The organism is Paraburkholderia panacisoli (assembly GCF_008369935.1).
GTDB classification, from domain to species: Bacteria; Pseudomonadota; Gammaproteobacteria; order Burkholderiales; family Burkholderiaceae; genus Paraburkholderia; species Paraburkholderia panacisoli.
In genome coordinates, this window is record NZ_VTUZ01000037.1 from 75,879 (window position 1) to 101,417 (window position 25,539).

The following is a 25,539-nucleotide window of genomic DNA, read 5'->3' on the forward strand; positions in this document are numbered from 1 at the left end:
GAGATGGAAATCCGTCCAATTCACAACGAACACGATTACAAGGAAGCCTTGCAGATAGTATCTGGCCTGGTCGACGCCGACCCAGCTCTCCGCTCTCCGCTCTCCGGAAGGAGACCATATTGAGGTGTTGGCTACCTTGGTGGAGCGTTATGAAGCTGAGCATTTTCCGCTCGATCTTCCCGACCCCATTGAGGCCATCAAGTTCCGCATGGAGCAGGCCGGACTGTCAGCCAGTGACATGCAGCCGTATCTCGGCGACCTGAATTGAGTCTACGAAGTGCTCAATCGGAAACGCGGACTAAGCCTTGCCATGATTCGTCGTCTGAATCACGGGTTGAAGATTCCCGCTGAAGTACTGAAGTACTCATCGGCTAGGAAAAGCAACGCGACGGACTCGATAATGTGCAAGCAGATTACTTCGGCCGGTGTGCAAACAGATCGTGGAATGTGGTGCTGTTGATGCCGCTTGTCGATGCGATTGCACCGATTCGCGGTGTACGTGGGCGACCGCCTCAGAAGCCCAAAGTTATTTACGCCGATCGTGGCTACGACTCCGAACCACATCGCCGGAAACGTCGCAAACGTCGCATCAAGCCGGTCATCGCAAAGCGCCAGATCGGGCACGGCAGTGGTCTCGGCAAATTTCGCTGGGTGGTCGAGCGTCCTCACGCATGGCTCCCCAACTTTCGTCGTCTTCACATTCGCTTTGAACGTCGCGCCGACATTCACGAAGCAGTCCTCAAACTCGGTTGCTCCCTCTCTGCTGGAACATCCTCAGGCGTACGCAGCAGTCTTTTTGAAAAGGTCTTTTACAAAGAGAAATTACCCGGCCGCATCGACCGGCTTCTCTCCGATGATTGATCGCTTCCGCCCTTCGATTACATCAGATGATTAATAGCCCGCGACGAGTGAGTTCTTCCGGAATATCTGGTTTCTCCCATTCCGAAGTTCGTCTGTATCCGCCGACGTGCCTTTCGGAGTCGCCGATTGTTGCGCGCAGCTGTCGCGCGCTGGGCAGCGAAGGCTTGCTGCCTGACTTTTTACGCCGGCATCTCCGCCTTAAGGTCGCGTGCGTCTGATGTCGCAGGACCGGGTTCGCCCCGGCGAAAACGCACCAATTATCCGAGCATAAGCGAAAAATCGCCCTCGAACGGTGCATCGCCGACTGGCTCGCTACCGCACTTGAAATCACTCCGCAAAACGCGATTTTTTTCTTGGGGGTCGAATTCTGAATAACTGTAATCATCCAATCCTCTTATCATCACGAGAAAGTAGGGATCTTGGCGACACACCAATTTATTAGAAAAATTATTACTATTTGTCCGAAAAGTACTATTTCCTGGAGGATTTGGAAAGTACTTCGGGTAGGATCTACCCCGTTCACGAAGGGATACGAAAGAAATTGCGTGCTGCTGCAGCGATGGACATTCGTCTGGTGAAACGTTTGCGCATCCGGTGACGAGAGGTCCGAGCAGCAATCAATGTCGTGGTCACGTCGTCTCCCAACTTTTTAAGGCAGTAGGACGGGCGAATCGCTCGCGGCAGCGATCGACGACGCTCGTCTGCTGGATTGCCGCACGTAGTCGAGCCTGCCGTCGCTCGTTTAATCAGCATTTAAGCTGCGTCCGGGATTCAGAAGAAGATCTTTTTACATAATTAGCATAACGAAGTAAACCGGGTTATCCATAAAACTTATTTATTTTAAAGATTAATGTTTCCGAACCACAACCAAGTTGAAAACACCGTAGTCGACCCCCGAATCGCAGTCCGTCGTAAATTGCTGGCCTCGCTCATCGCAGGCGGCGGTGCTCTAGTTCTCGCCGCGTGCGGCGGTGGCGGCAGCGATTCGTCCGTGCCCGATGCAGTTGCCAATCGCAGCAGAAGGGGTGGGAGCGGCGCCAGCTCGGCTTCCCCCGCTTCTTCCGCCAGCACCGCCGCCAACACGTCTGCCGGCTCGAGTGCGCCGCTGCAAAGTACAATCGGCGCTGCGGTTCAGCAGATGCAGATGGCTCATCAGGCCAAGCCAAACGGCGTTCCAGACGGGGTTGCCTGGGCCATGGCTCCTGTCCTTGAGTATCCGACGCCACCGTCCAACTTCACGGCGATGACCGGCTGGGGCGAGATTCAGTGTGCGGTAGGGGCAGCAAACACAGCGACGGCAGCTACGGTTGAAATGCGCAATTTCAGGACCTATGCCATGGACTCGTCCGGCCAGTTGACTTTGGTGCAGAATCAGGGCTCGCTAGATGGCGCACTGATGCTCCCGACTTTCGCGGACAACACAACCTTTCCCACGCAGCTGACAAACTCGGGCGGGATCACTACGACTACCCTCGATCCGACCAAGGCATTCCATTTTTATCCCGATAGATCGACCATTCCGGCGGGGACGCAACGCCTTGTCGTTACAATGGAAGCCAAAATCAGCGCTCCGGCCGGCGTGACAAATCCCAGTATCGATAACAGTTATATACTCATGCTAGGCGCCGACTGGTGGGAGTCTATGACCGCACAGTGGAACTATTTGACAACCAACTTTCTCTGTGGCAGTGGGCGCTTCGTTTATCTGACGACATCCTGGCAGGCTTTTACGTTCACCTCGATCCAAAATCCATCCGCATCGGTGGCAGCAACGCCTTTCGTCTGTTAATTTAGATCTGCATCAGGAAATCGCCTGTGATCAGTGCGTGTGTGGTTGCGGGTTAGGTCATTCGCGCGATGTCCCACACGAATGCGGCCAGCTCCCGGGCGATGGCGATCACGGCAACGTTGGGATGCTTGCCACGGGCGACCAGTCTGCATACCGCTTGCACAGCCGCAGCTGTGCGTCCCACGCGCGGTCGATGATCGCCTTGGGCAGTCCATCATGGCATTGCTGGATGGCGGGGCTGACCTTGGCGGGGTGACGGTACGACCATGCTGCTTCAACCAGCAGGCGACGCGCATGGCTGTTGCCGACCTTTGTGATACTACCCAGCCTGCGCCTCTGGCCGGAGGAATGTTCGGATGGCGTAAGACCAAGCCAGGCAGTCAGCTGCCGCGGGTGATCGGAAGCGTGACAGATCACCGAGCCCGGCAAGCATGCCGATCAAGGTGGTGAACTGAATACCCCGCAACGTCTGAAGCGTTTGGACTGACGCCCTTCTAAAGGTCAAGTAGCAATTTGAACCTGCGCGATCTGGCGGTTTCTCTGCCGAATGAGGCAGTAGATCTCCCGGGCGATATAGCGCTTGAGACAACGAATCGCTTCACCCTTGGAGTGTCCCTCGCTGACGCGTTTGGCGACATACGCCTTTGTACGAGCGTCAGTTCGTAGTCGACCGATGGCAATGATGTGCAGTGCACTATTGGCAGCGCGGTCGCCGCCGCAATTCAGCCGTTGCCGCGTTACCTTTCCCGAAGACAAGTGCGCTGCCATGACGGAGCGCCGTTACCGCACGAGCTGCGTGAGCGGTTAATGCGCGAGTGCGAACGGCTCGCACTCGTCGAACAACAACTTGCGGCGCTGGAGAAGATGCGACAGGCAAACGTACCAGCACCCGCGCGCCAGCGTTGCGATGCGCTGGCGCGCCTGCAGGGGATTGGCGAAGTAGGCGCCTCGCGCCTTGCCCTCGAGCTATTCTGGCGAGAGTTCGACAACCGCCGCGAAGTCGGTGCGTGCATCGGGCTCGTGCCACAGCCCTACGACAGTGGCGAAAGCCAGGTCGACCAGGGGATCAGCAAACAGGGAAACCGGCGGGTGCGCGCGCTGCTGATCGAGATGGCGTGGACCTGGCTTCGCTACCAGCCCGGCAGCGCATTGGCGAAATGGTTTAACCACCGCACACAAGGTACGGGACCGAACCGACGCGCGCGACGCATCGCAATCGTCGCGGTCGCGCGACGTCTTGCCATTGCGCTGTGGCGCTATCTGAAAGACGGCGTCATCCCTGACGGCGCACAGCTTAAGTCCACATAAGCCCCTAAAGTTCGGCAGAAAGGAGATAAAGGTTTGGCCAGGCAGTGACGTAGCAAACATGGTTGAAGTGAACATGCCCGTGGTCACACTGGGTTGCTGAAGCAACCGAATACTTTCAGATGGGGCATGTTCCCGGGCGAATGATTCCGGCGTAACGCGCATGCAGGATAAGGCTGGTGATACGCCAGCGGATAGAAGGCGGTGAGGATGCTGGTTCTTCTCACGAGCGCAAGGGCGGCTTCAGACCAAACACAGGTCAGACAGGTTATGGAAATTTCGGGAAAAGGGATCTTGACAGAAGTCTGCTCATAGAAGTGTGATCCACCGTCGAGATGTACTGCTACGTCGCCCTCAGGAAGCTCGAACAACATGTCTTTAGAGAAACTGAAAAAACCGATCCCCGCATTGACACGGGAAGTCATATCAGTATCTAGCGATTGCATTCATAGCGCCTATACAACGTAGTAGTACTAACTTAGCATGGAAAGAGAAATAACTTATGGCTGTGATGTTAGCTTAACTTACCCAAAAACGTTGGGCGTCGATGAGGTCGAAAAAGCGACCAGTCGTGCCGTTTTCCGGCAGGAAGCAATACTAGTGCATCACCACCACAAAGGTATGAGTGGCTTTAAGTGTGACGAATCCTTCGCTACGGAATTTCAAACGGCGCCTAAAAATAGCCGGCGACAAATTTGCCCGTATGTGCGGAAGCGCACATACAAGCATCAACCTTTTGCCTCGCTCGGCGAGTCGTTCGCTTTTACTTCTAGAGGGTGTTAGGCACTTTGAGTCGGACCAGGTATCCTGGCGAGATGAAAAACGCAGGCCTTACCCAACGGATGTATCGGATGAAGAGTGGTACTTCGCCGCTCCGTACCTGACCTTGATGAACAAAGACGCACCGCAGCGCCGCTACGAACTGCGCGAGATGTTCAACGCGCTGCGCTGGATCGTACGCGCGGGTGCGCCATGGCGTTTGTTGCCCAATGACTTTCCACCGTGGGAACTGGTCTACCAGCAGACGCAGCGCTGGATTCAGGCAGGCTGTTTCGAGGCGATGGTGAATGACCTGCGTTCGATCATCCGGATCGCGCAAGAGCGGCGTGGTCAACCCAGCGCGGTCATTCTCGACGGGCGGACCCTGCAGTCGACCTGCGAAAGTGGTCCTCGCGCGGGTTACGACGGCTACAAACGCAAACGTGGCAGCAAGGTCCACATGGCGGTGGACACCTTGGGACAGTTGCTTGCTGTGCATGTCACGCCGGCCAACGAACAGGAACGCGCGCAGGTCGGAGAACTGGCGCGTCAGGTGCAACAGGCCACGGGCCAGACGGTCAAGGTGGCGTTCGCTGATCAGGGGTATACCGGCTAAGAGCCTGCGCAGGCGGCACTCGACGAAGGGATCGAGCTTCAGGTCATTAAGCTGCCAGAGGCGAAAAAGGGCTTCGTGCTGTTGCCGCGCCGCTGGGTAGTCGAGCGCAGCTTTGGCTGGCTCAACCGCTTCCGCCGACTGGCCAGAGACTACGAGCGATTGCCCGCAACCTTGGCTGGCTTGCACTTCGTCGTATTCTCCGTGCTTATGCTTGTCCACTTTGCAGCCCTTAACAAAAGTGCCTAACACCCTCTAGGCGGCTTGCGTATTGAGCCTTTCACGACACATGTGATTACTTTCATCAGTATTAAGAAATTTTCTTGGATAGCAGCCAGCCGTATGGTCGTTTTACGACAAGAGATAGTATTGGGTTGATTTGACATCCAATTCGGCTAGCATAGGTTGAGCAAGCGAGGCGATGCGTAAGGGGAACATCTTAGGGACGTCATACGTTTACGCGCGATAGCATCCGCGCCTGTCCGATTCGCCCATGGGGATGGAAGTGACCGTGAACGCGCGTGAATGTAACGCAGTCGATAAATTGGAACGAAGCGATGCTCAATCTTGCGATAAGTTTCGCCTGCTCATTTTTGGCTATTTTCTTGATTGTACGCAGCGAGAACACCCACGCTCGATTCACACTAGACCGGGATCTTGATGGCGTCCAAAAAAATCACGCGTACGCGGTGCCGCGAGTTGGCGGCGCCGGCATTGCATGCGGGGCGATAGTCGTCGCTCTAACAGAGTGGTTGTGGTTGAAAACACAGGTCACGGACTTCGCTATGTTGCTTCTTTGTGCCGTACCGGCGTTCGGCAGTGGCATCGTCGAGGACCTCACCAAGCGTGTTTCGGCCAAAGTCCGGCTGTCAAGCGCCTTGGCTTCCGCCTTGGCCGGAGCCTCCTTGATCCATGCAGTGGTTCTACGAGTCGATCTTCCGTTGTTTGATCAAGGGTTGCATGTGTGGCCTTTAGCAATCGGCCTCACTATGATAGGGGTAGCGGGTTTGACCAACGCGATCAACATCATCGACGGCTTCAACGGACTGGCGGCAGTTGTTAGCATGGCCATCTTTGCGTCGATTGGCTACGTCGCTTATCAAGTTTCTGATGTCCTGATCATGAGCATATCGTTGACCATGGTCGGAGCGCTTAGTGGCTTCGTAATCTGGAATTATCCGATGCCGAAGGTTTTTCTAGGAGACGGAGGCGCCTACCTTGTGGGATTCACCATCGCAGAATCGCTTCTTCTCCTGATCGCACGTCATCCTAGTGTGTCCGCCTGGTATGCCATGGTTGTTGTGATTTATCCTGTGACCGAGACGTTATTCTCAATCTATCGGCGCACGATTGTAAGGGGACGAACAGCCGGCGCGCCGGACGGTCTTCACCTTCATACGCTTGTATACCGGCGGATCGTTGGCAAAGGGCTGGATAACGAGAGTTTGCGCCAGCGGACGCGTCGCAATTCCCGAACATCGATCTATCTTTGGATATTGAATTTCATGGGGGTAATTCCAGCGACGCTCCTCTGGAACACCCGGTTGCCGCTCGCTATCACGATGCTAGTATTTGTAATCTGTTATGTATGGCTCTATTGCTTGATCGTTCGCTTCAAAGCACCTCGATGGCTATTGCTGTTTGGGCGTGACGCGATAGTTGTCTCGACCGCGGTCGAGCAAACCCGAAACTGATGCCTCTCGGAAGCAAGACTCGTATAAGAATGATCAAGCGTGGGTCAAGCAGACGAACGGTTTGAGCGTGCAGTGAGGCGCGACCGTGAGCAACGATGCGTCACCGCGGCAGGAAGCCATTCCATTAGTCGGTTCGATGTTGGCGGAATTCATGTTACCAGCAACCAATTCGCCATACTTCCTATCATGGCCTAAGGTCTTAAGACACTCGTTCAACGCCGCAACATAGCTTTTGAACGTTGGGGATGACATGAAAGAAAAACACCTGTTCATCATGGGAACGCGAGGCATCCCGGCGCAGCACGGCGGCTTTGAGACATTCGCCGAGCGACTGGCGCTCTTTCTGACAAGGCGCGGATGGAGTGTGACTGTCTATTGTCAAGGCCAACTTGGCGATACTCGGATTGGCGAGGATAGTTGGTGTGGGGTAGGGCGAATTTTCGTACCCGTTAAGCGAGAGGGCGCAATGGGAGCGATCGAGTTCGACTTGAAGTCGATCCAGATTGCCGCGAAACGGGAACCCGCGCTCGTGCTGACGTTGGGCTACGGCACGTCGGTTTTCTGCACTTATCTGCGTTGGCGCGGCATCAGAAACCTGATCAACATGGATGGGTTGGAGTGGCGTCGTTCGCAATGGCGTTGGCATGAGCGCGCGTGGTTGTACATGAACGAACGCATCGGTTGCTGGACCGGCAATCATCTGATAGCTGACCACCCGTCCATCGCTGCACATCTCGGGACGCGTGTAAGTCATCGAAAGATCACGATGATCCCCTATGGTGCCGACCGGATCGATGAAAAGACTGGCGACATACCTCGGGAACTAGGCCTCGATAACACGTCGTATGCGCTGGTTATTGCTCGTCCTGAGCCCGACAATTCGATAGTGGAGATTGTTACGGCTTTCTCACGCCGGCCTCGTGGCGCCAAACTCGTCGTACTGGGCAAGTACGATCCGGTCAATAACCCGTATCATCGCAAAGTCATCGATGCCGCTGGCGCCGAGGTGTTATTTCCGGGTGCCATCTACGATCAGAATGTCGTGAAAGCGCTGAGACGTCACGCATTGTTTTATCTGCACGGGCATCAGGTTGGCGGCACCAATCCATCGCTCGTTGAAGCTCTGGGAGCCAGTTCCGCCGTGATCGCTCACGACAACGAGTTTAACCGTTGGGTCGCTGGGCCCGACGCGCGTTTTTTCTCTACTGAATCAGATTGCGATTTGCACATCTCCGCGCTGCTCGCCGATTCCGCCGCCGTGCGTGCGATGCGCGAAGCGAGTAGCCGACGTTTCGACAGCGCCTTTCGGTGGGATAGCGTGTTGGCCCAGTATGAGGCGTTGCTCGAGCGTAATCTGCAAGACCAGAGAAAACCAAAAGCCTCGCCGGTGCACCCGTCACCCGATCCGGCACAGAGTAGTAACGCAGTCCCTGAGTCCGCCGCTAATGCGGGTGTAGCACTCGCAGCGACGGGTACGCGCTCCCATGCTGCGCATACCGAAGGAGAAGAGCTTTAGAGAACAGGAGATACCAAACGATCACTAGCCTCACCAGCGAGCAAGCTTAAAGAGGTCGGCGCTCACCTGTTATCGCCACGAGACCCGCAAGACGGTGAGCGGCGGTATTGTGGAACCCGGTGTTACCGCGGATCGATTGGCTAAGAACGCGGTGACGGTTAGCTGAGAACGTTGCTTTCCGCGGTATCACCCACAAACTGAAAATCCCACCACCACGGCCAAACGTACGCAGGAATTGATGGCGCCCAAGCAGCAACGCAACTCCGAGGCCTGCTTCGTCTAAACAACCTGATCCAGCAAGGCGGCCGGCACGTTATTCAGCAGGCAATCGAGGCGGCATTGCTGGAACAGCAATTGTACGTAAAAACGTTGGACGGACAACGATGAGATCGTTCGCGACGGCTAACCATTACACACTCCGTCCGTCCACCTAGCCCGAAACGCGGGCACGCGCGCCGTTCCCGAGTGCGACGAGGTCCACGGTCCTTGACAGAACCTTCGTGCAGTGCCACCTGCTCAAATTCGATGGTCGCGGCTAGCGCCTCAGGCAAGCCGCAGAAAGCCTTGCGCCACTCTTTTCATTCTATGTGCCGCGAAGAGAGTCATAAATGTCTCGAATCCGCCGATAATGTATCTCAGAGGAGAATTGCTGCTCGGCTTTGCGTCGCGCTGCCCGGCCCATTCCGGGATTGCGGCGTTGCTCCCAGACCGTCCGTACTGCCGTGCAGAGCGAATCCACATCTCCCGGCTCGATGATGTCGCCATCTTCGCCCGGCGAGATCAATTCCGGCAGGCCGCCGATGCGCGTGGCAATGACTGGCCGCCCCATAGCAAAACTTTCGAGAACCGCCATCGGACAGTTTTCATACCATTCCGACGGCAGGATCGATGCAACGGACTGCCCCACCAACGAATAAAGTTCTGAGCCGTCCTTGAAGCCGGCAAAGTTGATGTTAGGGCTTGTGGCAGCCAGTGCCTGAGCCTCGGGAAGAAAATTCCCTTCCCCGATTACCATGAGCGGAATATCCGGCATTTGCATGAATGCCTTGATTAGCGTCCCGACTCCTTTCGATTGCTCAACCCGCCCAAAGAAGACAAAGTAACGTCCGGTCTCCGTTTGTGGCGTGAACTGCGCAATGTCGATGAAATTCGGCACAACCGAAATCCTGCGCGGATCAATTCCGTTCTCCGCCATCCGAGTTGCGCTGAATTGACTCACGGCGATAAATCTGTCAATCGCGTCGACGCTGCCTAGCCATCGGGAAACATATGACTCTGACATGGATATCGCGCTTCGCAGATAAGAACCGCGATTGCATTTATGCACCATCGCTCGCCAATATTCTTTCCCGTGGCATGCCTCACAGAGCGATCCACCGCGACTGCAGCTGTACACCGCGCATATCAGCTTGTAATCATGCGAGGTATGAATGATCGGGATACGCGCATCCTTAAGAACCGGCAAGATCGAGGAAGTCAATTTGCCGTAGTAAATATGAAGATGAGCAATATCGAACCGATTGCCGGAAAGGAGCTTCCGAAGATTGTATTTCGCGGCCGGTGAATAGTGATACTTCAGAACGTCCAGCACCGATGGCGACTCGATGTCCGCCCCGGACGGAAAGTACGTCGCCCACTCCGATGGCTGGTCCTTGTCGCTCTTCGCACAAAACGGAACCACGAGGTTCCCCTCTTTTGAAAGAAGCTCGCCCAGAGAAAGAAAATACCGATCCGAACCGCCTCTCACGAAATGATTATGCGATACGTTCAAGATATGCAATCGTGTGTTCATAATCTCCTCGACGCTTCGTTCGCGCTGGCAACTTAAGTGCCACGCATGTCTTCAGACTAGTTAAGCTCGGAATGCCGGACGCTGCTTGAGAGGGCGCCTGCTGTGAAATATAGAAACGACATCACCAGGAAATTGTTAACCAGGTTGTCCGACAAGAAATAAATACATATAAAGACCACGGGTATTCCTGTGAACTGCCTTCCAATGTTTCTCAATATCAAAACGTTTAGCGTGACGAAGCAAATGAACAAACCGGGACCGAGCTCAAAGAAGAACCTCATATAGTCGTTGTGAGGCACAAGATTGAGATCTGTGAGTTTCACGCTGCTCCCAACACCGAAACCGAATAGTTGATTGATCAGCGGGCCATCCATGTATAGGCCGATCAGATTGACCCAGTGCTTCAGCCGGAAGATCAACGAGATGTCGCTGGTTCCAGAGGCAAGGTAGATCTGCGCGTAGTCCAGTTTGCTAAGCCCCCAGACTCCGCCCGACTCCGCTAGCACGCTATTGAGCGAGCGCGAGGCAGTGCCCGCCCGCGACAATACGTCGAATCTCTCGTTGAACTCGACATAGAACGCTGTGAGTGCGGCTCCAATTGATAGATTGGGCAGTATCCTGAAGCAGCCCGGGTAGAGAAGATAGATCGCCACCGTTACGGCCAGCAATGCACCCAACGTCTTGAACGCGAACACGCACGCGGCGAGGTAGACAACGATCAGCCAGCGCTTGACGCCGCCAAGCACCAACGCCCACGAGCTGACGACGGCAAATGCGACCGCATTGTTCCGGTTCGCGAAGAAAGACAGCGTCTGTTCGTTGAAGTCACTGCTCGCTGCTCCACCCCCGCGGTATAGATCGAAGAGCGCGCTGAGTACAGGCACCCCAACGAACAGTGTGGCTAGCCACAAGTTCGGGGGGCTTTCGAAGTATTCTTCGTCAGTTGTTAGCCCCGCAAAATAGAACATGAAAATGGACAGTATCTTGATGGTCTCGCCGACCTGTGCGTCATCGATATTGACGATCAGATTGGCCACAGCGAAAAAAAGCGTGAAACACATGAGGACACGAGAGGTACGGTCGAGCCGGTTGGCTTGCGCGAGCAGCACGATGCCGACCCGCAATACCAATGCAAATGCGTACCCGTTGGCGACAAGCTTCACGGGCTCGCTATCACCCGTGTAGGCCCAAAGCATGAGAATCGCTACATAACCGAATTCCCACAGCAAAAACGATTGGTAGGAGAAGCCGCCGCTCCGCGCGTACTCGCTACTGGCGAACCTCAGATTCATACCATCCCCCGAAAAATGACGCGGGCCAGACGGCCCGGCTCGGCCGGCGATCCTCTTGCGTAGGCGTCACCGTGACGTGTACTTTTCAACGGCATGACGGGACGACGGATCCATGCAAGCATGTTCAGAACAGGGAGATCGTCCGGTTCTCCCGAGCCTTTGGAATACCCATGCAAGCGATAAATCGTCGCTGCCCCACCGCAAATCCATGATATAGGGCGTAGGCGCGGTCGTCGGCACGTGCCTGCAGATCCGGCATGACCGTCTGGTAAGTGGGCATGCGTCGCAATACGTGTCATGGCTCGTGTAGGCGGCGGACGCGGCGAGCAGGCTTGCCAGCTGTGCGGCGATCAGGTTTCGATACAGCAAATCGGGATCTCCATTGTTATCTGGATGAGCGGTTTCGTTCGATATCGATCGGGTTGCTTTGTGCCGCGGCGTGCTCCCTAGCCGAACTTCGAAAGCAACTTCAGCAGAAACAGCATAGGCCTGAACGACACCGGTCTCGCATCCGGATTGAGGGCGAGGCGAACGAAATAGACGGCATATGCGGGCACCTCGCGGAAGGTCCAATAAGCATCCATCGCGCGGAGGTGATGGGGATAAGTGCCATAGACGACAGGCGCGCCTGCCCGCTCGATTGCGAGCCTAGCTCTGGGAAGATGGTAGGACTGGGTCACGAGCATGACGCGCCTCATGCCGTGCTTCCGCATGAAAGCAATGGCGTTTCGCGCCGAAGCAAGCGTGTTGTTGCCGTGCTCGTCGACGACGACGGCGTCTTGCGCCACGCCATGATCGATCAACCATGTGCGCATCGCCTCCGCTTCATTGAGGCCGGGATCTTCGATGGCGCCACTCACGAAGAGCGTAGGACACTGTCCCGCGCGATGACATTGCAAGGCAGTATCGAGCCGTGCCACGAGAATCGGTCCTGGCGTCCCGTCATCTTCGAGCGCGTTGCCGAGAATGACCGCGATATCGGCGTCTCCGTAAGGCGCGGTCATACCCTTCAGGCAAATCAGAACCGCAGCCACAAACCAACAGAGCGCTGTGGCAACGCCGACGCGCAGAGCAAACCGAATCAATCTCCGTGACATCGCAGCTCCCAAGGAATTTCCGCGTCACGCACGATGCGGCGCGATACCCACTTGTCCCCGCAGCCACTCGACATCGACGTTCTCAAGATAGCGCTTGATGCTCCCCGAGACAGGATGGAAGCCCTACCCGCCATAGAGCAGTTCATCCTCGGCCTGCTGCTTCGTCCAGCTTTGGAATAGCACGCGATACAACGCCGACACGAACCCTGTGCGGTCCGCGCCATGCTGGCAGTGGATGAGGAGGACATCACGGCAAACTGGAGTCGTAGTGATGCGCGACATAGGCGCTTGTGCCGTACCGTCTCGCCAGTGCGTAGTTGCTGCTGCGCACCTTCACCCTGTTGAGTATGATCCCGCTGATGCGAGCGCCCGCGTGACCTAGACGCTTGATCGTTGCATCGATTTCGCCGACGAGCGTATCTGCAAAGCGCACGACCAGGAAAACTGAACCGGCGACCGGCGCCATCATGCCTGCGTCGGACACCGGTAGTACCGCCGGTGTGTCGATCAGGATGATGTCATAAGCCCGTGACGCATTCCGGATGCACTCGCTGAAGCGTCCGGTCATCAGGAGATCCGCGGCTGCCGCCGGGTAGCTGCCGGTCTGAAGAAGATCGAGTTTGGGCGTTCCTCCCGTTGTGACGACCTCATCGAACTGCCTAAGGCCCGACAGCACCTCGCTGAGACCATCACCCTTGGGAACGCCGAGATACCGGTAGAGTTGCCCCTTTCTTAAATCGCCATCGACCAACAGCACCCGCTTGCCGCCCGTAGCCAGCACGGTCGCGAGGTTAGCCGCCAGAAAGGATTTGCCTATCTCGGGCAGTGGGCCCGCGAGCATGATCACGTTGTTTGGCGCGCCGATCAACAGTAACTGGATGGCGGATCGCAAGATGCGCAGGCTCTCGATGGCGGGGTCGAGCGGATAGCTGGCCGCGAGCGGCAACTGCTGTGGCAAACCATGTTCAGCTCTCCGCGTGATCTCTTCCTGCCTGTTGCTCAGCGGTATCGTCGCGTAGACACTCAATCCGCTTGCGGACTCAATGTCATTGGTATCGGTCACGCCCCGGCGCAACCGATCCCAAACGATGGCGCCTCCTCCCCCAAGCACAGCGCCCATCAAGAGGGAACTGAGCATGATCAGCCACTTCACAGGCCTGACAGGACGGCCTGGAATTTCTGCAGGATCGATGATTTCTGCCGTGCCTGCTTTCCCGGCGCTCACGAGTTGCATTTCTTCCGCATACTTGCGCATCGCCACGTACACGTCGGTGTTGACGCGAACATTGCGCATCATTTGCAGAGCAATCTGCTCGGCCCGAGGCATGGCGCGCACGCGGAGATTCAGCGCATCGATTTCGCGCTGGGTTGCCTGAATCTGCTGGTCAGCCGCCACGACGTTCGGATTCGCGGCAGCGAGCGTTGCGGAGAGCGCCTGACGCTTGCGCCGAAGGTCGAGCAGCGCCGCATTGTTATCAGCGATTTGTTTAAGTAGTAGCCGCCCCTCTTCACTGAGATCGAGCAACCCATTCGCGTCGCGATAATTGTTGTACGCGGTCTCCGATTCTGTGACCTGTTTCTCCAAATCCGGCAAGGCTTCGCTGATGTGGGCGAGCGCATCATGCGCGATTCTGGCCTTGCGCTCGTTGTTCCAGTTCACATACAAATCGGAGATCTCCTTGACGGTGCTAGCCAATACTACGGGGTCATCGCCCTGCATGGACAGCTTGATGACGTTCGTCTTCGTGCCCGCCTCGGCGAGTTTGAGCTTCTTTTGCAGTTCTTCTACCAGCACTGGTTCCGAGTTCCGGGTGACGATGAACTCACCTCCCGGCCTGCTGTGTATGGAGTCAATGCGTACAGTCAGCGGCCCCACTTTCGTGTCGAATCGCTCCGTCACTCCAATGCGTCCAGCAATGCTGGACTTCAGCCCGGGACCAACCAGCTCGTAGCGGTCGTTGGCGAGGGCGCGAATGGCGAATTTCTTCTTTTCTAGTTTTGCGGGAACGTCAAAAGCGCCCACCTTAATAGTCTCATCGCCCCAGACGTAGCCTCCAAGCCCAAGTAGTCCTGGAGCAGAAAGGCCTTCTCTGTAGTGGGCGATCGCTGACCCGATCAGTGGAAAACGGTGCGGTTTCGCTTCGATATAGAGCTTATTGTTCGCCATCGCCTGTGCAACGATGCGCCTCGATCCGATAACCTGAATCGCGCTCTCGGCCGATGCGTTGTCGTTGAAAGCGGGCGCGACGTAGTAACTCAGCGTATCTGCTGCCGCCGGCGGCTGCTTATCGCCATCGGCGACCTTGATCAGCGCGTTTGCCTCATAGACTGGCGGAGCTAGAAACGCATAGGCGCAGCCGATCAGAAAAGCACTGATAGTTGTAACTGCAATCAACTTTCTGTGATCCAGCAAGGAGTCGATAGCAGTAGCAAGGCCGATCCCGTCGGTCGACGGACGTTGCTGAACATGCTTCTGGTCTTTCGTTTTCATCGGAACCCTCGTCCGAACACGATACGCGGTGCGCCCGAGCCGACCTATTCCAATTGGTCGGTTACTCTAGCTGCAAACCCGCCGAGGAACTGCGCGAAGACGCACATCTAAAATTGCGGAAAACGCCCGTCCCATCGCCCGCTGCGAAGCCAGTACTTAAGCAAGCGCGGAATACCTGTTAGTTGAACTGCGAGCAAGGCGGTCGATGCCTTATCGCCGATAATCATCGCTCGCAGACGGAATGGATCGGTCCGTTCATCGTTCCAGCCGATGTCGCAAGTGCGTGCTGTTCGGTACCCCGCCGCTTTTACCAATTCAATCTCTCTCGGGCCATAGTTGCCGTTGGGAAAAGCGAAGTGCTCGCAGGGGCGTTTCACGAGCGCCTCTACCTCGTGCTTCGAAAGGGCGATTTCATCTGCGCATTCGGTGTCGTTGCAACACGTGAGAATCGGGTGAAATCGCGTGTGCGATTGAAAGTCCACGAAGGGCCGCATTGCCTTAATCTGGCTGATTGTTAGCCCGGTCGCCTCATCGTCGCCGTCCTGGCGAAAACCAGCTTCCTCGAGTTCCGCGACGCGCGTATCGTTCGGTTGTCGCTTCAGGCGCTCGAGGCCCGCGCGTTCGGCACCCGGATGCATCCACCAGTGCATGCGTGGTCGTCCAACGATACGGCTGCATAGAAAAATGGTGGGACGTACCTCGTGCTTGATAAAGACGGGTAACAGGTCGGCATTGCCCGCATGGCCATCATCGAGCGTGATCGCTGCGCGCGGACGGCCCGTTCCAGGTCGACTAAAGTCGTCAAACGGTACCAGATCGCAGAACTTGCTCAGGTACGTGAGGTGTCGGTCCAGCGTCGCTGGATCGGGATCGTGATAGAGCAGAATCGCGACACGGTCGCGCCATAGCAGCATTCGCGTCGCACGCGCAAGGCCTATCCAGATCACGACCTGGACAAGAGCTTCCTTTAGCGCCGCCTTCTTTCTCATTTCCAATGCCCCTTCCCATGAAGGATAACCTGGCACCCACGCGTGCATGACCGACCGACTCCGCGCCTCCCCCCCCTCTAACCATAACCGCTCGATCCCGACGTCATCGTCGAACAGTTTCCCGACATACCACGCGTGTTCTGGACGGCAATACAGGTTGAGGCACTGTCAGGATTCCTGCGTTACGGTCAGATGTGCTCGTAGCAATCGTCGAGGCGCACACCGTCGATGAGATAGGATCCGTAGCGAATCTCAAGTCACTTTCCGAGATGAGGAACTTAGCGTTATCACGATTGGAGGGCGCTTTGCCGCGCTCCAAGATCGCGTTCCCTTCTTTGCTTCTGCGATACCTCACTTGACCACATCAAAATAAGTACGAACATCGGCCATTTCGCCTCATATCAGAGCACGAATTGTCGATCCGAGGGGTAGCGTTGTTCGACTAGTGTGCGCCTGAAATTACAGCAACTAGACCGGGAGCGCTAGCGAAATAAAGTAAGGTTTGCCCCAAGTGTGTCTTGCAGGGGAGTTAATCTTACCTGCGTACGGTATCGCACATATCGCAAAGGAGTCTTATGATATTTTTTCTCGGCAACGAAGCGCCCAGCGATATAGTCTGAACTTTCAATCATATTATTAGTTTGAAAGTCAGAGTCGATCTTGAATATGCGGCACTCGCATAGCTGCCCAAAAAAGCACGTACGTGAGCGGAGACCGATTTATCAAAAAGTATCAAGTTTGTCGGTAGAGGCTAGTTTGGCGTCGAGAGTCGTCTTGCATCCGATCAGAGTCTCGTAGCCGGACGGACAGGCTCGACGCCAAGGCGTTATGGTCGCATGCCTGCCGCCGTGTGCTTGGAGTCGTCCACGACCTGATCCTAGACGCCTTTCAGGTCGCGATATTGTTGTCCAAGCCTCAGCATGGCGCCGGGTGCTGTTTAAAACGGATTTTTGTCGGATCCTATCCATGAACGACGCGTATTGTTAACAACACTGGGGGCAATATCAATTACAAAGTTTTCAGTTGTCAAGCGTTTTCACTTCGCTGGATGTGGATTTTGTGCTTCGATTCGAGATTACTTCTCGCACATTTCGGATTGCGAAACATGCGTTTGGCTCGTACGTATATTTTGCGATTGGGAGCGGGTATCAGGTCGAACTCGCGTAGGGCGCTCGCAGATTCGAGTGAAAGGATCCCAATGAAATCGGGGGAGCGGAAACACAATGCACGAAGATCTGGTAGCGATAATACAGTCGACTTACGACGGCCAGAAGTACCCTGCCGAACAACTGGACAGTCTCCTGGCGCAGGATGACGTCGACGTCGCGCTGCTGATCATGGGCGACAGGGCGCGCGGCTCCGACCTGTCTATCCTTCGCGGCTTTGCTTCGCACCATGAAAACGTCCAGCGGATCGCCTGCGATAACCGCCTGGGCGTGGCCAGAAGCTTCCCGATCGCGCTGCAGCATGCCGAGAGTTCAACCGAATTACCTCGAATTCTCCCGATCAGGACGACGTCTGAAATCCCCGCAAGTATTGCCAATTCGGTGGAAGCGTTAAATGCCGAACGCGACAGCGATCGACCGGCTCTCTTACCAGTCGGCCCGAAATTTGGTCATCTCGACAGAGTCGGTGCGCGACTTTTTGATGCAGGGGTGATGGTGTTATCTCGCGGCATCGGCGTTCGGCCAAGTGGTCGTTGATGACCGCTCTGAATAGAATGCTGGGAGCATAGAAACGATCAGGCAGGCGTCCACACGAGCCTCCGTGGGAGTATCCGAATACGCTATGAACGCATGTTCAGAGGCTTAAACTGTTGGTTTTCGTCTGAACAGAACAGTCGTTTTCTTGTTACACGTGGTCAACGTCCGGCGGGCGACAGGCGTCGATTCACGGAACTGATGCTCGGCCTCGGGCGCGGTCCGCGCCGACGATTCGAGTTCGTTTCGTTGAGCGAGATTCTGGTGCGAAACCGCTTGGACAATGTTCTCACCCGCGTCATGTTCCTGTAGAACCGGTTCTGAGAGCATCCTGTTGCCACCGAGTCTAAATTCTTGGGATGTCCGAAATGTCCGCTGCTCCGTCGCTCGTGAAGAATCTGGTGTACAACATCACCCGGCCTCTTCTTCCCTTCGTCGTTGGGGTTGGCGTCATTCCGCTCCTGCTGAGCCATATTGGCACCGAGCGGTTCGGTTTGTTGACGATCGCATGGACCGCAATCGGCTATCTCTCGATTTTCGACTTCGGCGTGGGGCGATCCCTCACCTTATATGTTTCGCGTAGTTTGGTAAGTGGTCAGCTTCACGAAATCAGGCCCATGGTGCGCAATGCATTGATCATGATGGTTCTGATAAGCCTTATCGGATCTGCCGTATTGTTGTTCTTCAACGAAGCATTCATTGCCTGGTTGAACGTCAAGCCTGCCTATCTGAATGAGACCCGCGCATCGTTCCTCATGCTGGGTTTGGCCATTCCGCTTATTGTCTTGGCGAGTGGATTGCGTGGTGTGCTCGAGGCTTTTCAACGCTTTGACGTGTCCAACGGCGTTCGCGTCTTGCAAGGCATATGGTTTTTCGTCGGGCCTGCATGTGTTTTGCCATTCTCAGTTCGACTGGACGTGATGGTGGCTACCCTAGTCGTCGGACGCGTGGCGACAACCCTCGCGTACGCCGTGGCCGTGTACAGGGAGTTTCCGCCGTCGAACCCGACGACATCCCAGCCAACCGTGAGCCTGAAGGATCTTCTGTTCTACGGCAGCTGGGTGGCATTGTCGAACATGTTGTCTGTTGTCATGGATTACATGGACAGGTTCTTTATCAGCTCGGCTCTAGGTGCAGCGGTTGTAGCGTTTTACACCACGCCCTCTGAACTAGTATTCCGGCTGAACTTCATTTCCGAAGGCATTCTGGGAGTTCTGTTCCCATTGATGTCGAAGCGAATCGCGCTCAGCGTAGACGGAATGGCGGCGGCGGAGATGATGAGCCTCGGCACCAAACTCATGGCCGCTTGTATATTTCCGTTCGTTCTGGTCCTAGTGATCGTCGCACATCCGCTTTTGCGTCTCTGGCTGGGACCGGTTTTCGAGCAGAAAAGCGCGCTCGTACTGCAAGTGCTTGCTCTCGGATTGCTGGTCAATAGTCTCGCGAGGGTACCGTCGGATCTGATTCAGGCGAACGGCCGCTCGGATGTTACCGCCAAGCTTCACATCATCGAACTGCCAGTCCATGTACTCTGTCTGCAATGGGCGTTGGCGCGGTATGGCATCGAAGGCGCGGCTGTGGTCTGGAGTGCACGGATGTTGCTGGACCTCGTTTTGCTGCTATGGGTGAGCGGTGCCGTGGCCCGCGTGCCCGCCGCGGCGATTTGGCGACTGGCACTGATTTGCAGTGTGCAGACGCTGACTGTGGGCGGTGCTATCGTCATCGACGGCATAGGCTCGCAAGTGGTCTACGGAACGATATGTCTCGCGGTGCTGTCGCTGGCCTTCTATCGCTATGTACTCCTCGAGACGGAACGTGCTCTATTGCGTCAAATGGCGAGCCTGGCCCTAGCCATGATAGCGCGACAGAGCCGCAAAATGCATCAGTGAAACTTACGCCTGACGACGGATCTTTCGTGTCGTGTTGATGACAGAGGTTCAAATGAAACACTCACGGACTTTTTTGCGGGTCCTCGTAGACTTAGCCGCACCATGTCTCGCGATGACGACGGGCCCTGCGGCGCTGGCCAATGACGTAGCGCCGCTGACGATCACTGTCGGAGAGGCGGTGCGGCATATGAAGATGTCGCACGAAGCCATACCGTATGGAGTTCCGGCATCGTTTGGCTGGCACACCAAGCCTGTCGTTCAAGATATCGACGCTACCGCGCGTAACTTTCGCGCGATGACTGGGTGGGGGCAGATATTTCGCGCCGATGGTACCAAACCGATCAGCCTGCGTGTATCGCTCCGAAACCTGAGAACTTACGTGCTGACGACTTCTGGAGATCTGAAGCTTGTTCAGTCGGAAAACTCGTTCGATGGCGCCCAGTTTCAGACCGACTATGCGGACAATCGACACACCAAAGCCAACATTGGGCGCGACGCGGGAGGCAATACAGTCGCCACCACTGACCCTTTCGCAGCATTTCATTTTTGGCCGAACTCGAGGAGAGCGGAAATCGACCCTCAGACAGTTCGGGGCGTTATCGTGACACTAGAGGCAAAGCTTGATCCTGAGGCGGGGAGCACGAAGGCGGATCTGAGCAAGCGAGTGGTCCTCTCAGTAGGCGCTGACTACTGGCTCGCTGCGGACTCGGAGTGGGACAAGTACCGTACCAATCTGGGCCTAGGGGTGGGGCGTTTCGAATATGTCGGTACGCAGTGGAAATGTTTTACGATGACGACGATCACTCGCGCGGACGCACAAATTCTGTCTACAGCGATTCTGTGTTAATCGCTGTCGAAAGGCCAGCGACAAACAGAGCGCGCCGACGACAATTACGATGAGGCAACACGACCGGCCGTGCTGCTTGACGAACGCGACCCGGCTTGCAAGGTAATATCGCTGTGACGCTCGACGAGGATTTGGCTGCAGGCTTGTATGCAGACAGCTGCACTTGACTCTACAGACAGTGTCAGTTCCTGTAGTCATTCCCGACTTGCGGCTTGGTAGCTGCCTTTCCGGGACGAGGAAAAGGTCAAGACCTAAGCCGCGTAACGGGACGCCAGAGGCGCAGGCTTGAGCTTCGACTCATGCCGGAAAAACATTCCTTCGGTCGGTGAGTATGAACATGAAAATCGACGGGAATTCGGGGCGTTTTGAGCAACTTGCGTGATGGACATGCAGCCGCGAACCTCATCGAGGTTGCCCAAAATATGCTGACGGCAATGAAGTCGCCGTTGAATGCTGCACTCATCTCATCCTCACGGAGCATTTGATGATCTGATGATCAGCGAAACCATTGACAGCAGGTTCATACCATCTGCTAGTCGTTCGAGCAGATCAGCCGAACAAGTTGCCACAGCACCTTAGGGATACCTACCGGAGATCGCATTCCGAGGGCGTATTCTTCGACCCCCGAGGCACGCAATAGTGGCCCGATCCCTCCCTGGCGCATGCGCTATACTCCGGCCGCATTCAGCCCTACATTATGTGAAATAGTTTCAAGGGAACCTCCCTATGTTTCAAAGGGACCTCCCTATCTATCTACACTTGGCTACGGCAATGCGCCGGCACAATTTTTGCGGGACATATGATCGCCGTGCAGTGTCGCGGCCCGAATGGACTCTTGGAATTCATGCTTCCATCTGACATAAAAGTGGTACCATTCAGCGAAATTGTCTAACTAAATTCCGGCTTCCGGTTAATCGTATGAAGATTGTCGAAATAATCCTGTCGATTGCTTTATTCGGTCTGACAGTGCTTGCGCTGCTAGCGGTATTCGACGTTCTCTTTGGTCTCCGCCTCCCTGGTACGCGAACCCTGAACCGGGCCGCCGTCATCGAAAGGACCTGTGCGTCCTTCAGAAAGCTCGGTACGCGTTGCGTCGCTTGTCGGCGCGCACGACGGGCAACCCGTCAGGACCGTCAGGATAGAGGGAAGTCAGCCTGATCATCATCTTACTTTCGTGTTGCGTCTGAAAGAATTTAATTCAAACGATTTACTGGAAATACGATCGCGTGCTCGTCGTTGAGAATGTACGGCCGGTACTGTTCTGGCAAAAGGGCGGAAGTAACGGTCCAGACAGAAACCTCATCTTGCCCGATATCTTCGATAACGGCTCAGCCGCCCATCCGGATTTTAGTCAACGCAAACCCTAGCGTTTGTATGTTGGCATTCGGCGAATGCAGGCCATCATCTGTAAACAGATCCACATCATCCGGTATCTCTGATTTCAATACGTCAAAACTCGCCAGATCGGTTTTATCAATGTAAAACGGCTTTATTCTGTCTTCTTCAAATAGAATTCTTTTATCGATATCAGCGCCGTAAATTTTAGAGAATGAAAGGGACTTCCCCGTCCCGAGGCTGCGGCGGAAGCCGCGAGTCGGCGTTAGGCACTTTCAGTCGGACCTGGTATCCTGGGGTGATGACACAACGCAAGCCATACCCGAGGGATGTTTCGGACGAGGAATGGAGCTTCGCCGCTCCGTACCTGACCTTGATGAGTGAAGATGGACCAACTGGCAGCGTGACCCGCACGTTATTCCACCGTCACTGATTTAGCGAGGTTGCGCGGCTTGTCGACATCGGTCCCTCGCGTGCACGCCGTGTGATACGCGAGCAGTTGAAAGGGCAGCACGTGCAGGATCGGCGACAATGTCCCGTAATACTCCGGCATCTGGATGACGTGCTGGTTTTCTTCGTTCGACAGATTTGCGTCGGCATCGGCGAAGACGTACACCAGTCCCCTGCGTGCGCGGACCTCCTGAATGTTCGACTTCAGCTTTTCCAGCAAGCCGTCGTTCGGCGCAGTCACGATGACCGGCATCGACTCGGTTACGAGCGCAAGCGGTCCGTGCTTCAGTTCGCCGGCGGGGTAACCCTCGGCGTGAATGTACGAAATTTCCTTGAGCTTCAATGCGCCTTCCAGAGCGATCGGGTAATGCGATCCACGGCCGAGGAAGATGGCGTCATCCTTGCGCGCGAGCTCATGAGCCCACGCGATGATCTGCGGTTCGCGTGCAAGCACACTTTGAAGTGCCGTGGAGAGGCCCGAGAGCTGCGAACGATAGGTCGCTTCCTGTTGCTCATCAACGTGACCGCGCAAGCGGCCGAGCGTCACCGCGAGAAGAAACAGCGCCACGAGCTGGGTGGTAAAGGCCTTGGTCGATGCGACGCCAATCTCGGTGCCGGCTTGCGTGATGAACGACCAGCACGACTGCCGGACCATCGCGCTGGTCGCCACGTTGCAGATCGCGAGTGTGTATTCGTGACCCAGCGATTGCGCATGCATCAGGGCGCCCAGCGTGTCGGCAGTCTCGCCCGATTGCGAAATTGGCACCACGAGCGTGTTCTTGCCAGGGATCGTCTCCCGGTATCGATATTCACTGGATATCTCAACCTGCGCCGGAATCTTCGCAATCGATTCGAACCAGGCCTTGGCGGTCATCGCGGAATGGTGACTCGTGCCGCAGCCGAGTAGCAGGATGCGGTCGATCGGGGCGAACGCATACGGGCTGGTTGCTCCGAAGAGGGTTGCGTCGAAAGGCCTCTTGCGCCGGAACGTTCTGGCCACGGCGTGTGGCTGCTCGAAAATTTCCTTCTGCATGAAGTGGCGGTAAGGCCCGAGGGCCGCCTCGGCGGGCGGCTGGCTCAACGTGCGCCCCCCCCGCACGACCGGTTGGCCGTCGCGATTCATGATCCGACTGCCGTCGCGGGAAAGATCGGCGATCTCGCCGTCCTGCAGGAACACGAACCGATCGGTAACGTCGGACAGCGCAAGCGGGTCCGATGCAAGAAACAATTCCCTGCCGTTCACCCCGATGACGAGCGGCGAGCCATGCCGCGCACCGACCACCCGCTTCGGTTCGGCTTTGCAGAAGACCGCGATCGCATAGGCGCCGCGCAGCTCGGTCACGGCGCGACGCACCGCGTCCGCAAGATCGCCGTTGTAGTAACGATGGATCAGATGGGCGATCACTTCGGTGTCTGTCTGGCTCGAGAATTCATAGCCCGCGCGAGTCAGTGTGGTCTTTAGCGCCTCGAAGTTTTCAATGATTCCGTTGTGAACGATCGCAATCTCGTTCTTCGAAAAGATTGGATGTGCGTTCTGGGTCGCTGGCGCGCCGTGTGTCGCCCATCGGGTGTGCGCGATGCCCGTGCCGCCCTCGAGTCCCATCTCGCGGACCTCGCGATCCAGAGAGCGGACGCGTGTCAGACTGCGCACGCGATGTGGCGCGCCATCCCGAAGCACTGCGACACCGCACGAGTCGTAGCCACGGTATTCCAGCCGTCGCAAGCCTTCGAGCAATACTGGAACGATGTTGCGTTCTGCAACCCCCGCTACGATTCCGCACATATTCTTCCTCCGGCTATGGTTTGCTCCGTTTCGCAACTCAACACTGTTTGACACATCGCGTGGACTTTTTCAAAGCATGCTGTACTGCCAAAGACGCCGCAGACTTTTACCCATAGTCAGTAACATAGCGGACAGATGGATATTAGAAGAACGATCGAACCCGAGCGGGACTATTGCCGATATCGGCGAACTGTTGGCGAACACTTTGGGCGAGTTTTTCGCCCTTCATCAAAGGACGTCTGGCAACGCCGGTACGCCAGGCACGGCTCCAGACCAGCTCGTAGGGATTCAGATCCGGTGCGTAACCAGGCAGGAAGTGCAGGGTCAATTTCCCTTGGGTGCTGCTCACATGGTCTTTTACGCACGGCGCGACGACGTCAGAACATCAACTTTTCGAGCAGAACAACAAACAGCTCGCCCGTAAGCGCGCCGGGGTAAGTGTCGAACCAGAAAGCTCCCCTAGAATCCACGGCTGAGGCTGCGCTCATGCTTTGGCGTTCGCCAGCTCCGACGATCGGGATCTCGCCAAGCTGTGCCCGGGTTCTGCCGTGAACCGGGTCGTCCCGAAAGCCAGACTCGTCCCAGAAGAAAACATCGGCATTCTCACGGCTGGCTTGCTGCGCAATGGCAGGAAAGGTCTCGTGCTGCCAGCGCTCGATGGCGACTGGATCACATTGATAGGCACGTTGGAGCGGTTTTTGCGGCGTCACACCTAGGCAGGCAAGCAGCGTACCGATCGAAGCCAGACTCAGTCTGACATCAAACTCGCGCCGGATCAGCCCGGCTACAGGAGCGCGCGTCCACAGTGCGAAATCGAACCCGTACTGCAGCGGATTTTGGCCGTGAATCCAGTGTCCTCAAGCGTGTCATCAGCCAATGCCAGACCATCTCGCTTCATGAAATGCTCCGACGAGTCCTAGCAGGCTGCGGAAATACCTCGCACTGAAGTCATCGCGACGGATAGCAAAAGCGTTGATGTAAGAAGCTCACCCACCACGAAATTATGCGCGGCGCCGACACATTCACCGAGAGTTTGTTTTCAGTGCGTAAGTTGGACGATTTCGTTCCGACCTCGCATCCGCTGCGCTCGATTCGCGTCATGGCGAACGAGGCGCTGGCGAAGATGGATCGAGTGTTTGCGGGGATGTACGAGGCCGACATCAAGGGAGGCCGGCCGAGCATCGCGCCGGAGAAGCTGCTGCGGGCGATGCTGGTGCAGGTGCTATACAGCGTCCGGTCCGAACGTCAGCTCATGGAACAAACACAATACAACCTGCTGTTTCGATGGTTTATCGGTCTGTCAATGGACGATTCGGTTTGGGTGGCGACGGTGTTCA

General features: G+C 56.1%; 15 protein-coding genes and 8 pseudogenes. 12 read left to right on the top strand and 11 right to left on the bottom strand.

The genetic code is table 11. The features are described 5' to 3' along the window. Positions 1-3: 3 nt before the first annotated feature. The 3 genes and pseudogenes from FVF58_RS37405 to FVF58_RS51805 all read left to right on the top strand — a co-directional run. Positions 4-358, top strand: a pseudogene (locus tag FVF58_RS37405) (helix-turn-helix domain-containing protein); the annotation flags it as partial. Between the two features lie 86 nt (positions 359-444). Then, a pseudogene (locus tag FVF58_RS37410) lies at positions 445-800 on the top strand (transposase); the annotation flags it as partial. 911 nt (positions 801-1,711) lie between these two features. Beyond that, positions 1,712-2,650 carry a hypothetical protein gene (locus tag FVF58_RS51805; RefSeq protein ID WP_188131054.1) on the top strand — a complete coding sequence of 313 codons (939 nt, stop codon included), beginning with the start codon at positions 1,712-1,714 and terminating at the stop codon, positions 2,648-2,650. A gap of 52 nt (positions 2,651-2,702) precedes the next feature. On the opposite strand, the pseudogene FVF58_RS37420 reads toward FVF58_RS51805, so the two are convergent. Together FVF58_RS37420 and FVF58_RS37425 are read right to left on the bottom strand one after the other, a co-directional pair. Continuing rightward, positions 2,703-3,134: pseudogene (locus tag FVF58_RS37420) on the bottom strand (transposase); the annotation flags it as partial. Positions 3,135-3,151: 17 nt separating this feature from the next. Beyond that, positions 3,152-3,403, bottom strand: a pseudogene (locus tag FVF58_RS37425) (IS110 family transposase); the annotation flags it as partial. Between FVF58_RS37425 and FVF58_RS37430 the strand changes: the two are divergent. Continuing rightward, positions 3,392-3,958, top strand: a pseudogene (locus FVF58_RS37430) (transposase); the annotation flags it as partial. The pseudogenes FVF58_RS37425 and FVF58_RS37430 overlap by 12 nt on opposite strands. 83 nt (positions 3,959-4,041) lie before the next feature. On the opposite strand, the gene FVF58_RS37435 reads toward FVF58_RS37430, so the two are convergent. Next, positions 4,042-4,401 carry a hypothetical protein gene (locus tag FVF58_RS37435; protein ID WP_149674721.1) on the bottom strand — a complete coding sequence of 120 codons (360 nt, stop codon included), beginning with the start codon at positions 4,399-4,401 and terminating at the stop codon, positions 4,042-4,044. 377 nt (positions 4,402-4,778) lie between these two features. On the opposite strand from FVF58_RS37435, the pseudogene FVF58_RS37440 reads away from it, so the two are divergent. The 3 genes and pseudogenes from FVF58_RS37440 to FVF58_RS37450 all read left to right on the top strand — a co-directional run. Further along, positions 4,779-5,576, top strand: a pseudogene (locus FVF58_RS37440) (IS5 family transposase); the annotation flags it as partial. 308 nt (positions 5,577-5,884) lie between these two features. After that, positions 5,885-7,021 (top strand): MraY family glycosyltransferase, encoded by a 1,137-nt coding sequence (locus FVF58_RS37445; protein ID WP_149674722.1) that lies wholly within the window; start codon positions 5,885-5,887, stop codon positions 7,019-7,021. 250 nt (positions 7,022-7,271) lie between these two features. Continuing rightward, positions 7,272-8,537, top strand: coding sequence for a DUF1972 domain-containing protein (locus FVF58_RS37450; RefSeq protein WP_149674723.1), 1,266 nt, complete (start codon positions 7,272-7,274; stop codon positions 8,535-8,537). A 583-nt stretch (positions 8,538-9,120) separates the two neighbouring features. Here the strand turns inward: FVF58_RS37450 and FVF58_RS37455 are convergent. The 6 genes from FVF58_RS37455 to FVF58_RS37480 all read right to left on the bottom strand — a co-directional run bounded on the left by FVF58_RS37455 (position 9,121) and on the right by FVF58_RS37480 (position 16,246). Next, the gene (locus tag FVF58_RS37455) at positions 9,121-10,329 is read right to left on the bottom strand and encodes a glycosyltransferase family 4 protein (RefSeq protein ID WP_149674724.1); all 1,209 of its coding nucleotides are present in this window, start codon (positions 10,327-10,329) and stop codon (positions 9,121-9,123) included. Between the two features lie 56 nt (positions 10,330-10,385). Further along, complete coding sequence (locus FVF58_RS37460) at positions 10,386-11,621, bottom strand: hypothetical protein (RefSeq protein WP_149674725.1); 1,236 nt, start codon at positions 11,619-11,621, stop codon at positions 10,386-10,388. Between the two features lie 446 nt (positions 11,622-12,067). Next, complete coding sequence (locus FVF58_RS37465) at positions 12,068-12,730, bottom strand: YdcF family protein (RefSeq protein WP_246217360.1); 663 nt, start codon at positions 12,728-12,730, stop codon at positions 12,068-12,070. Positions 12,731-12,841: 111 nt separating this feature from the next. Then, positions 12,842-13,000, bottom strand: coding sequence for a tyrosine-protein phosphatase (locus tag FVF58_RS55210; RefSeq protein ID WP_246217361.1), 159 nt, complete (start codon positions 12,998-13,000; stop codon positions 12,842-12,844). Further along, complete coding sequence (locus FVF58_RS37475) at positions 12,966-15,209, bottom strand: GNVR domain-containing protein (protein WP_149674726.1); 2,244 nt, start codon at positions 15,207-15,209, stop codon at positions 12,966-12,968. Before FVF58_RS37475 ends, FVF58_RS55210 begins: the two co-directional genes overlap by 35 nt. 107 nt (positions 15,210-15,316) lie before the next feature. Beyond that, positions 15,317-16,246 (bottom strand): polysaccharide deacetylase family protein, encoded by a 930-nt coding sequence (locus FVF58_RS37480; RefSeq protein WP_246217362.1) that lies wholly within the window; start codon positions 16,244-16,246, stop codon positions 15,317-15,319. A gap of 1,175 nt (positions 16,247-17,421) precedes the next feature. On the opposite strand from FVF58_RS37480, the gene FVF58_RS37485 reads away from it, so the two are divergent. From FVF58_RS37485 to FVF58_RS51810, 4 genes and pseudogenes are all read left to right on the top strand, one after another. Beyond that, positions 17,422-17,901 carry a glycosyltransferase family protein gene (locus FVF58_RS37485; protein ID WP_149674728.1) on the top strand — a complete coding sequence of 160 codons (480 nt, stop codon included), beginning with the start codon at positions 17,422-17,424 and terminating at the stop codon, positions 17,899-17,901. 365 nt (positions 17,902-18,266) lie between these two features. Further along, positions 18,267-19,787 carry a flippase gene (locus FVF58_RS37490; RefSeq protein WP_188131055.1) on the top strand — a complete coding sequence of 507 codons (1,521 nt, stop codon included), beginning with the start codon at positions 18,267-18,269 and terminating at the stop codon, positions 19,785-19,787. 52 nt (positions 19,788-19,839) lie between these two features. After that, positions 19,840-20,634 carry a hypothetical protein gene (locus FVF58_RS37495; RefSeq protein ID WP_149674730.1) on the top strand — a complete coding sequence of 265 codons (795 nt, stop codon included), beginning with the start codon at positions 19,840-19,842 and terminating at the stop codon, positions 20,632-20,634. A 1,636-nt stretch (positions 20,635-22,270) separates the two neighbouring features. Continuing rightward, positions 22,271-22,372: pseudogene (locus FVF58_RS51810) on the top strand (transposase); the annotation flags it as partial. Positions 22,373-22,384: 12 nt separating this feature from the next. Here the strand turns inward: FVF58_RS51810 and glmS are convergent. Next, entirely contained in the window at positions 22,385-24,202 is a 1,818-nt protein-coding gene (gene glmS / locus FVF58_RS37500; protein ID WP_149674731.1) for a glutamine--fructose-6-phosphate transaminase (isomerizing), read from the bottom strand. Positions 24,203-24,344: 142 nt separating this feature from the next. Next, positions 24,345-25,053: pseudogene (locus tag FVF58_RS37510) on the bottom strand (transposase); the annotation flags it as partial. A 152-nt stretch (positions 25,054-25,205) separates the two neighbouring features. Between FVF58_RS37510 and FVF58_RS37515 the strand changes: the two are divergent. Then, on the top strand, positions 25,206-25,539 hold a 334-nt coding region (locus FVF58_RS37515), incomplete at its 3' end, for a transposase (protein ID WP_149674734.1).

What these genes read in the sequence shown, in the direction of transcription:
- FVF58_RS51805 (WP_188131054.1), top strand. Translation starts at nt 1,712, where the DNA reads ATGTTTCCGAACCACAACCAAGTTGAAAACACCGTAGTCGACCCCCGA.
- FVF58_RS55210 (WP_246217361.1), bottom strand. Translation starts at nt 13,000, where the DNA reads ATGTCGCGCATCACTACGACTCCAGTTTGCCGTGATGTCCTCCTCATC.
- FVF58_RS37480 (WP_246217362.1), bottom strand. Translation starts at nt 16,246, where the DNA reads ATGCACGCGTGGGTGCCAGGTTATCCTTCATGGGAAGGGGCATTGGAA.
- FVF58_RS37455 (WP_149674724.1), bottom strand. Translation starts at nt 10,329, where the DNA reads ATGAACACACGATTGCATATCTTGAACGTATCGCATAATCATTTCGTG.
- glmS (WP_149674731.1), bottom strand. Translation starts at nt 24,202, where the DNA reads ATGTGCGGAATCGTAGCGGGGGTTGCAGAACGCAACATCGTTCCAGTA.
- FVF58_RS37485 (WP_149674728.1), top strand. Translation starts at nt 17,422, where the DNA reads ATGCACGAAGATCTGGTAGCGATAATACAGTCGACTTACGACGGCCAG.
- FVF58_RS37445 (WP_149674722.1), top strand. Translation starts at nt 5,885, where the DNA reads ATGCTCAATCTTGCGATAAGTTTCGCCTGCTCATTTTTGGCTATTTTC.
- FVF58_RS37450 (WP_149674723.1), top strand. Translation starts at nt 7,272, where the DNA reads ATGAAAGAAAAACACCTGTTCATCATGGGAACGCGAGGCATCCCGGCG.
- FVF58_RS37490 (WP_188131055.1), top strand. Translation starts at nt 18,267, where the DNA reads ATGTCCGCTGCTCCGTCGCTCGTGAAGAATCTGGTGTACAACATCACC.
- FVF58_RS37435 (WP_149674721.1), bottom strand. Translation starts at nt 4,401, where the DNA reads ATGCAATCGCTAGATACTGATATGACTTCCCGTGTCAATGCGGGGATC.
- FVF58_RS37475 (WP_149674726.1), bottom strand. Translation starts at nt 15,209, where the DNA reads ATGAAAACGAAAGACCAGAAGCATGTTCAGCAACGTCCGTCGACCGAC.
- FVF58_RS37460 (WP_149674725.1), bottom strand. Translation starts at nt 11,621, where the DNA reads ATGAATCTGAGGTTCGCCAGTAGCGAGTACGCGCGGAGCGGCGGCTTC.
- FVF58_RS37495 (WP_149674730.1), top strand. Translation starts at nt 19,840, where the DNA reads ATGAAACACTCACGGACTTTTTTGCGGGTCCTCGTAGACTTAGCCGCA.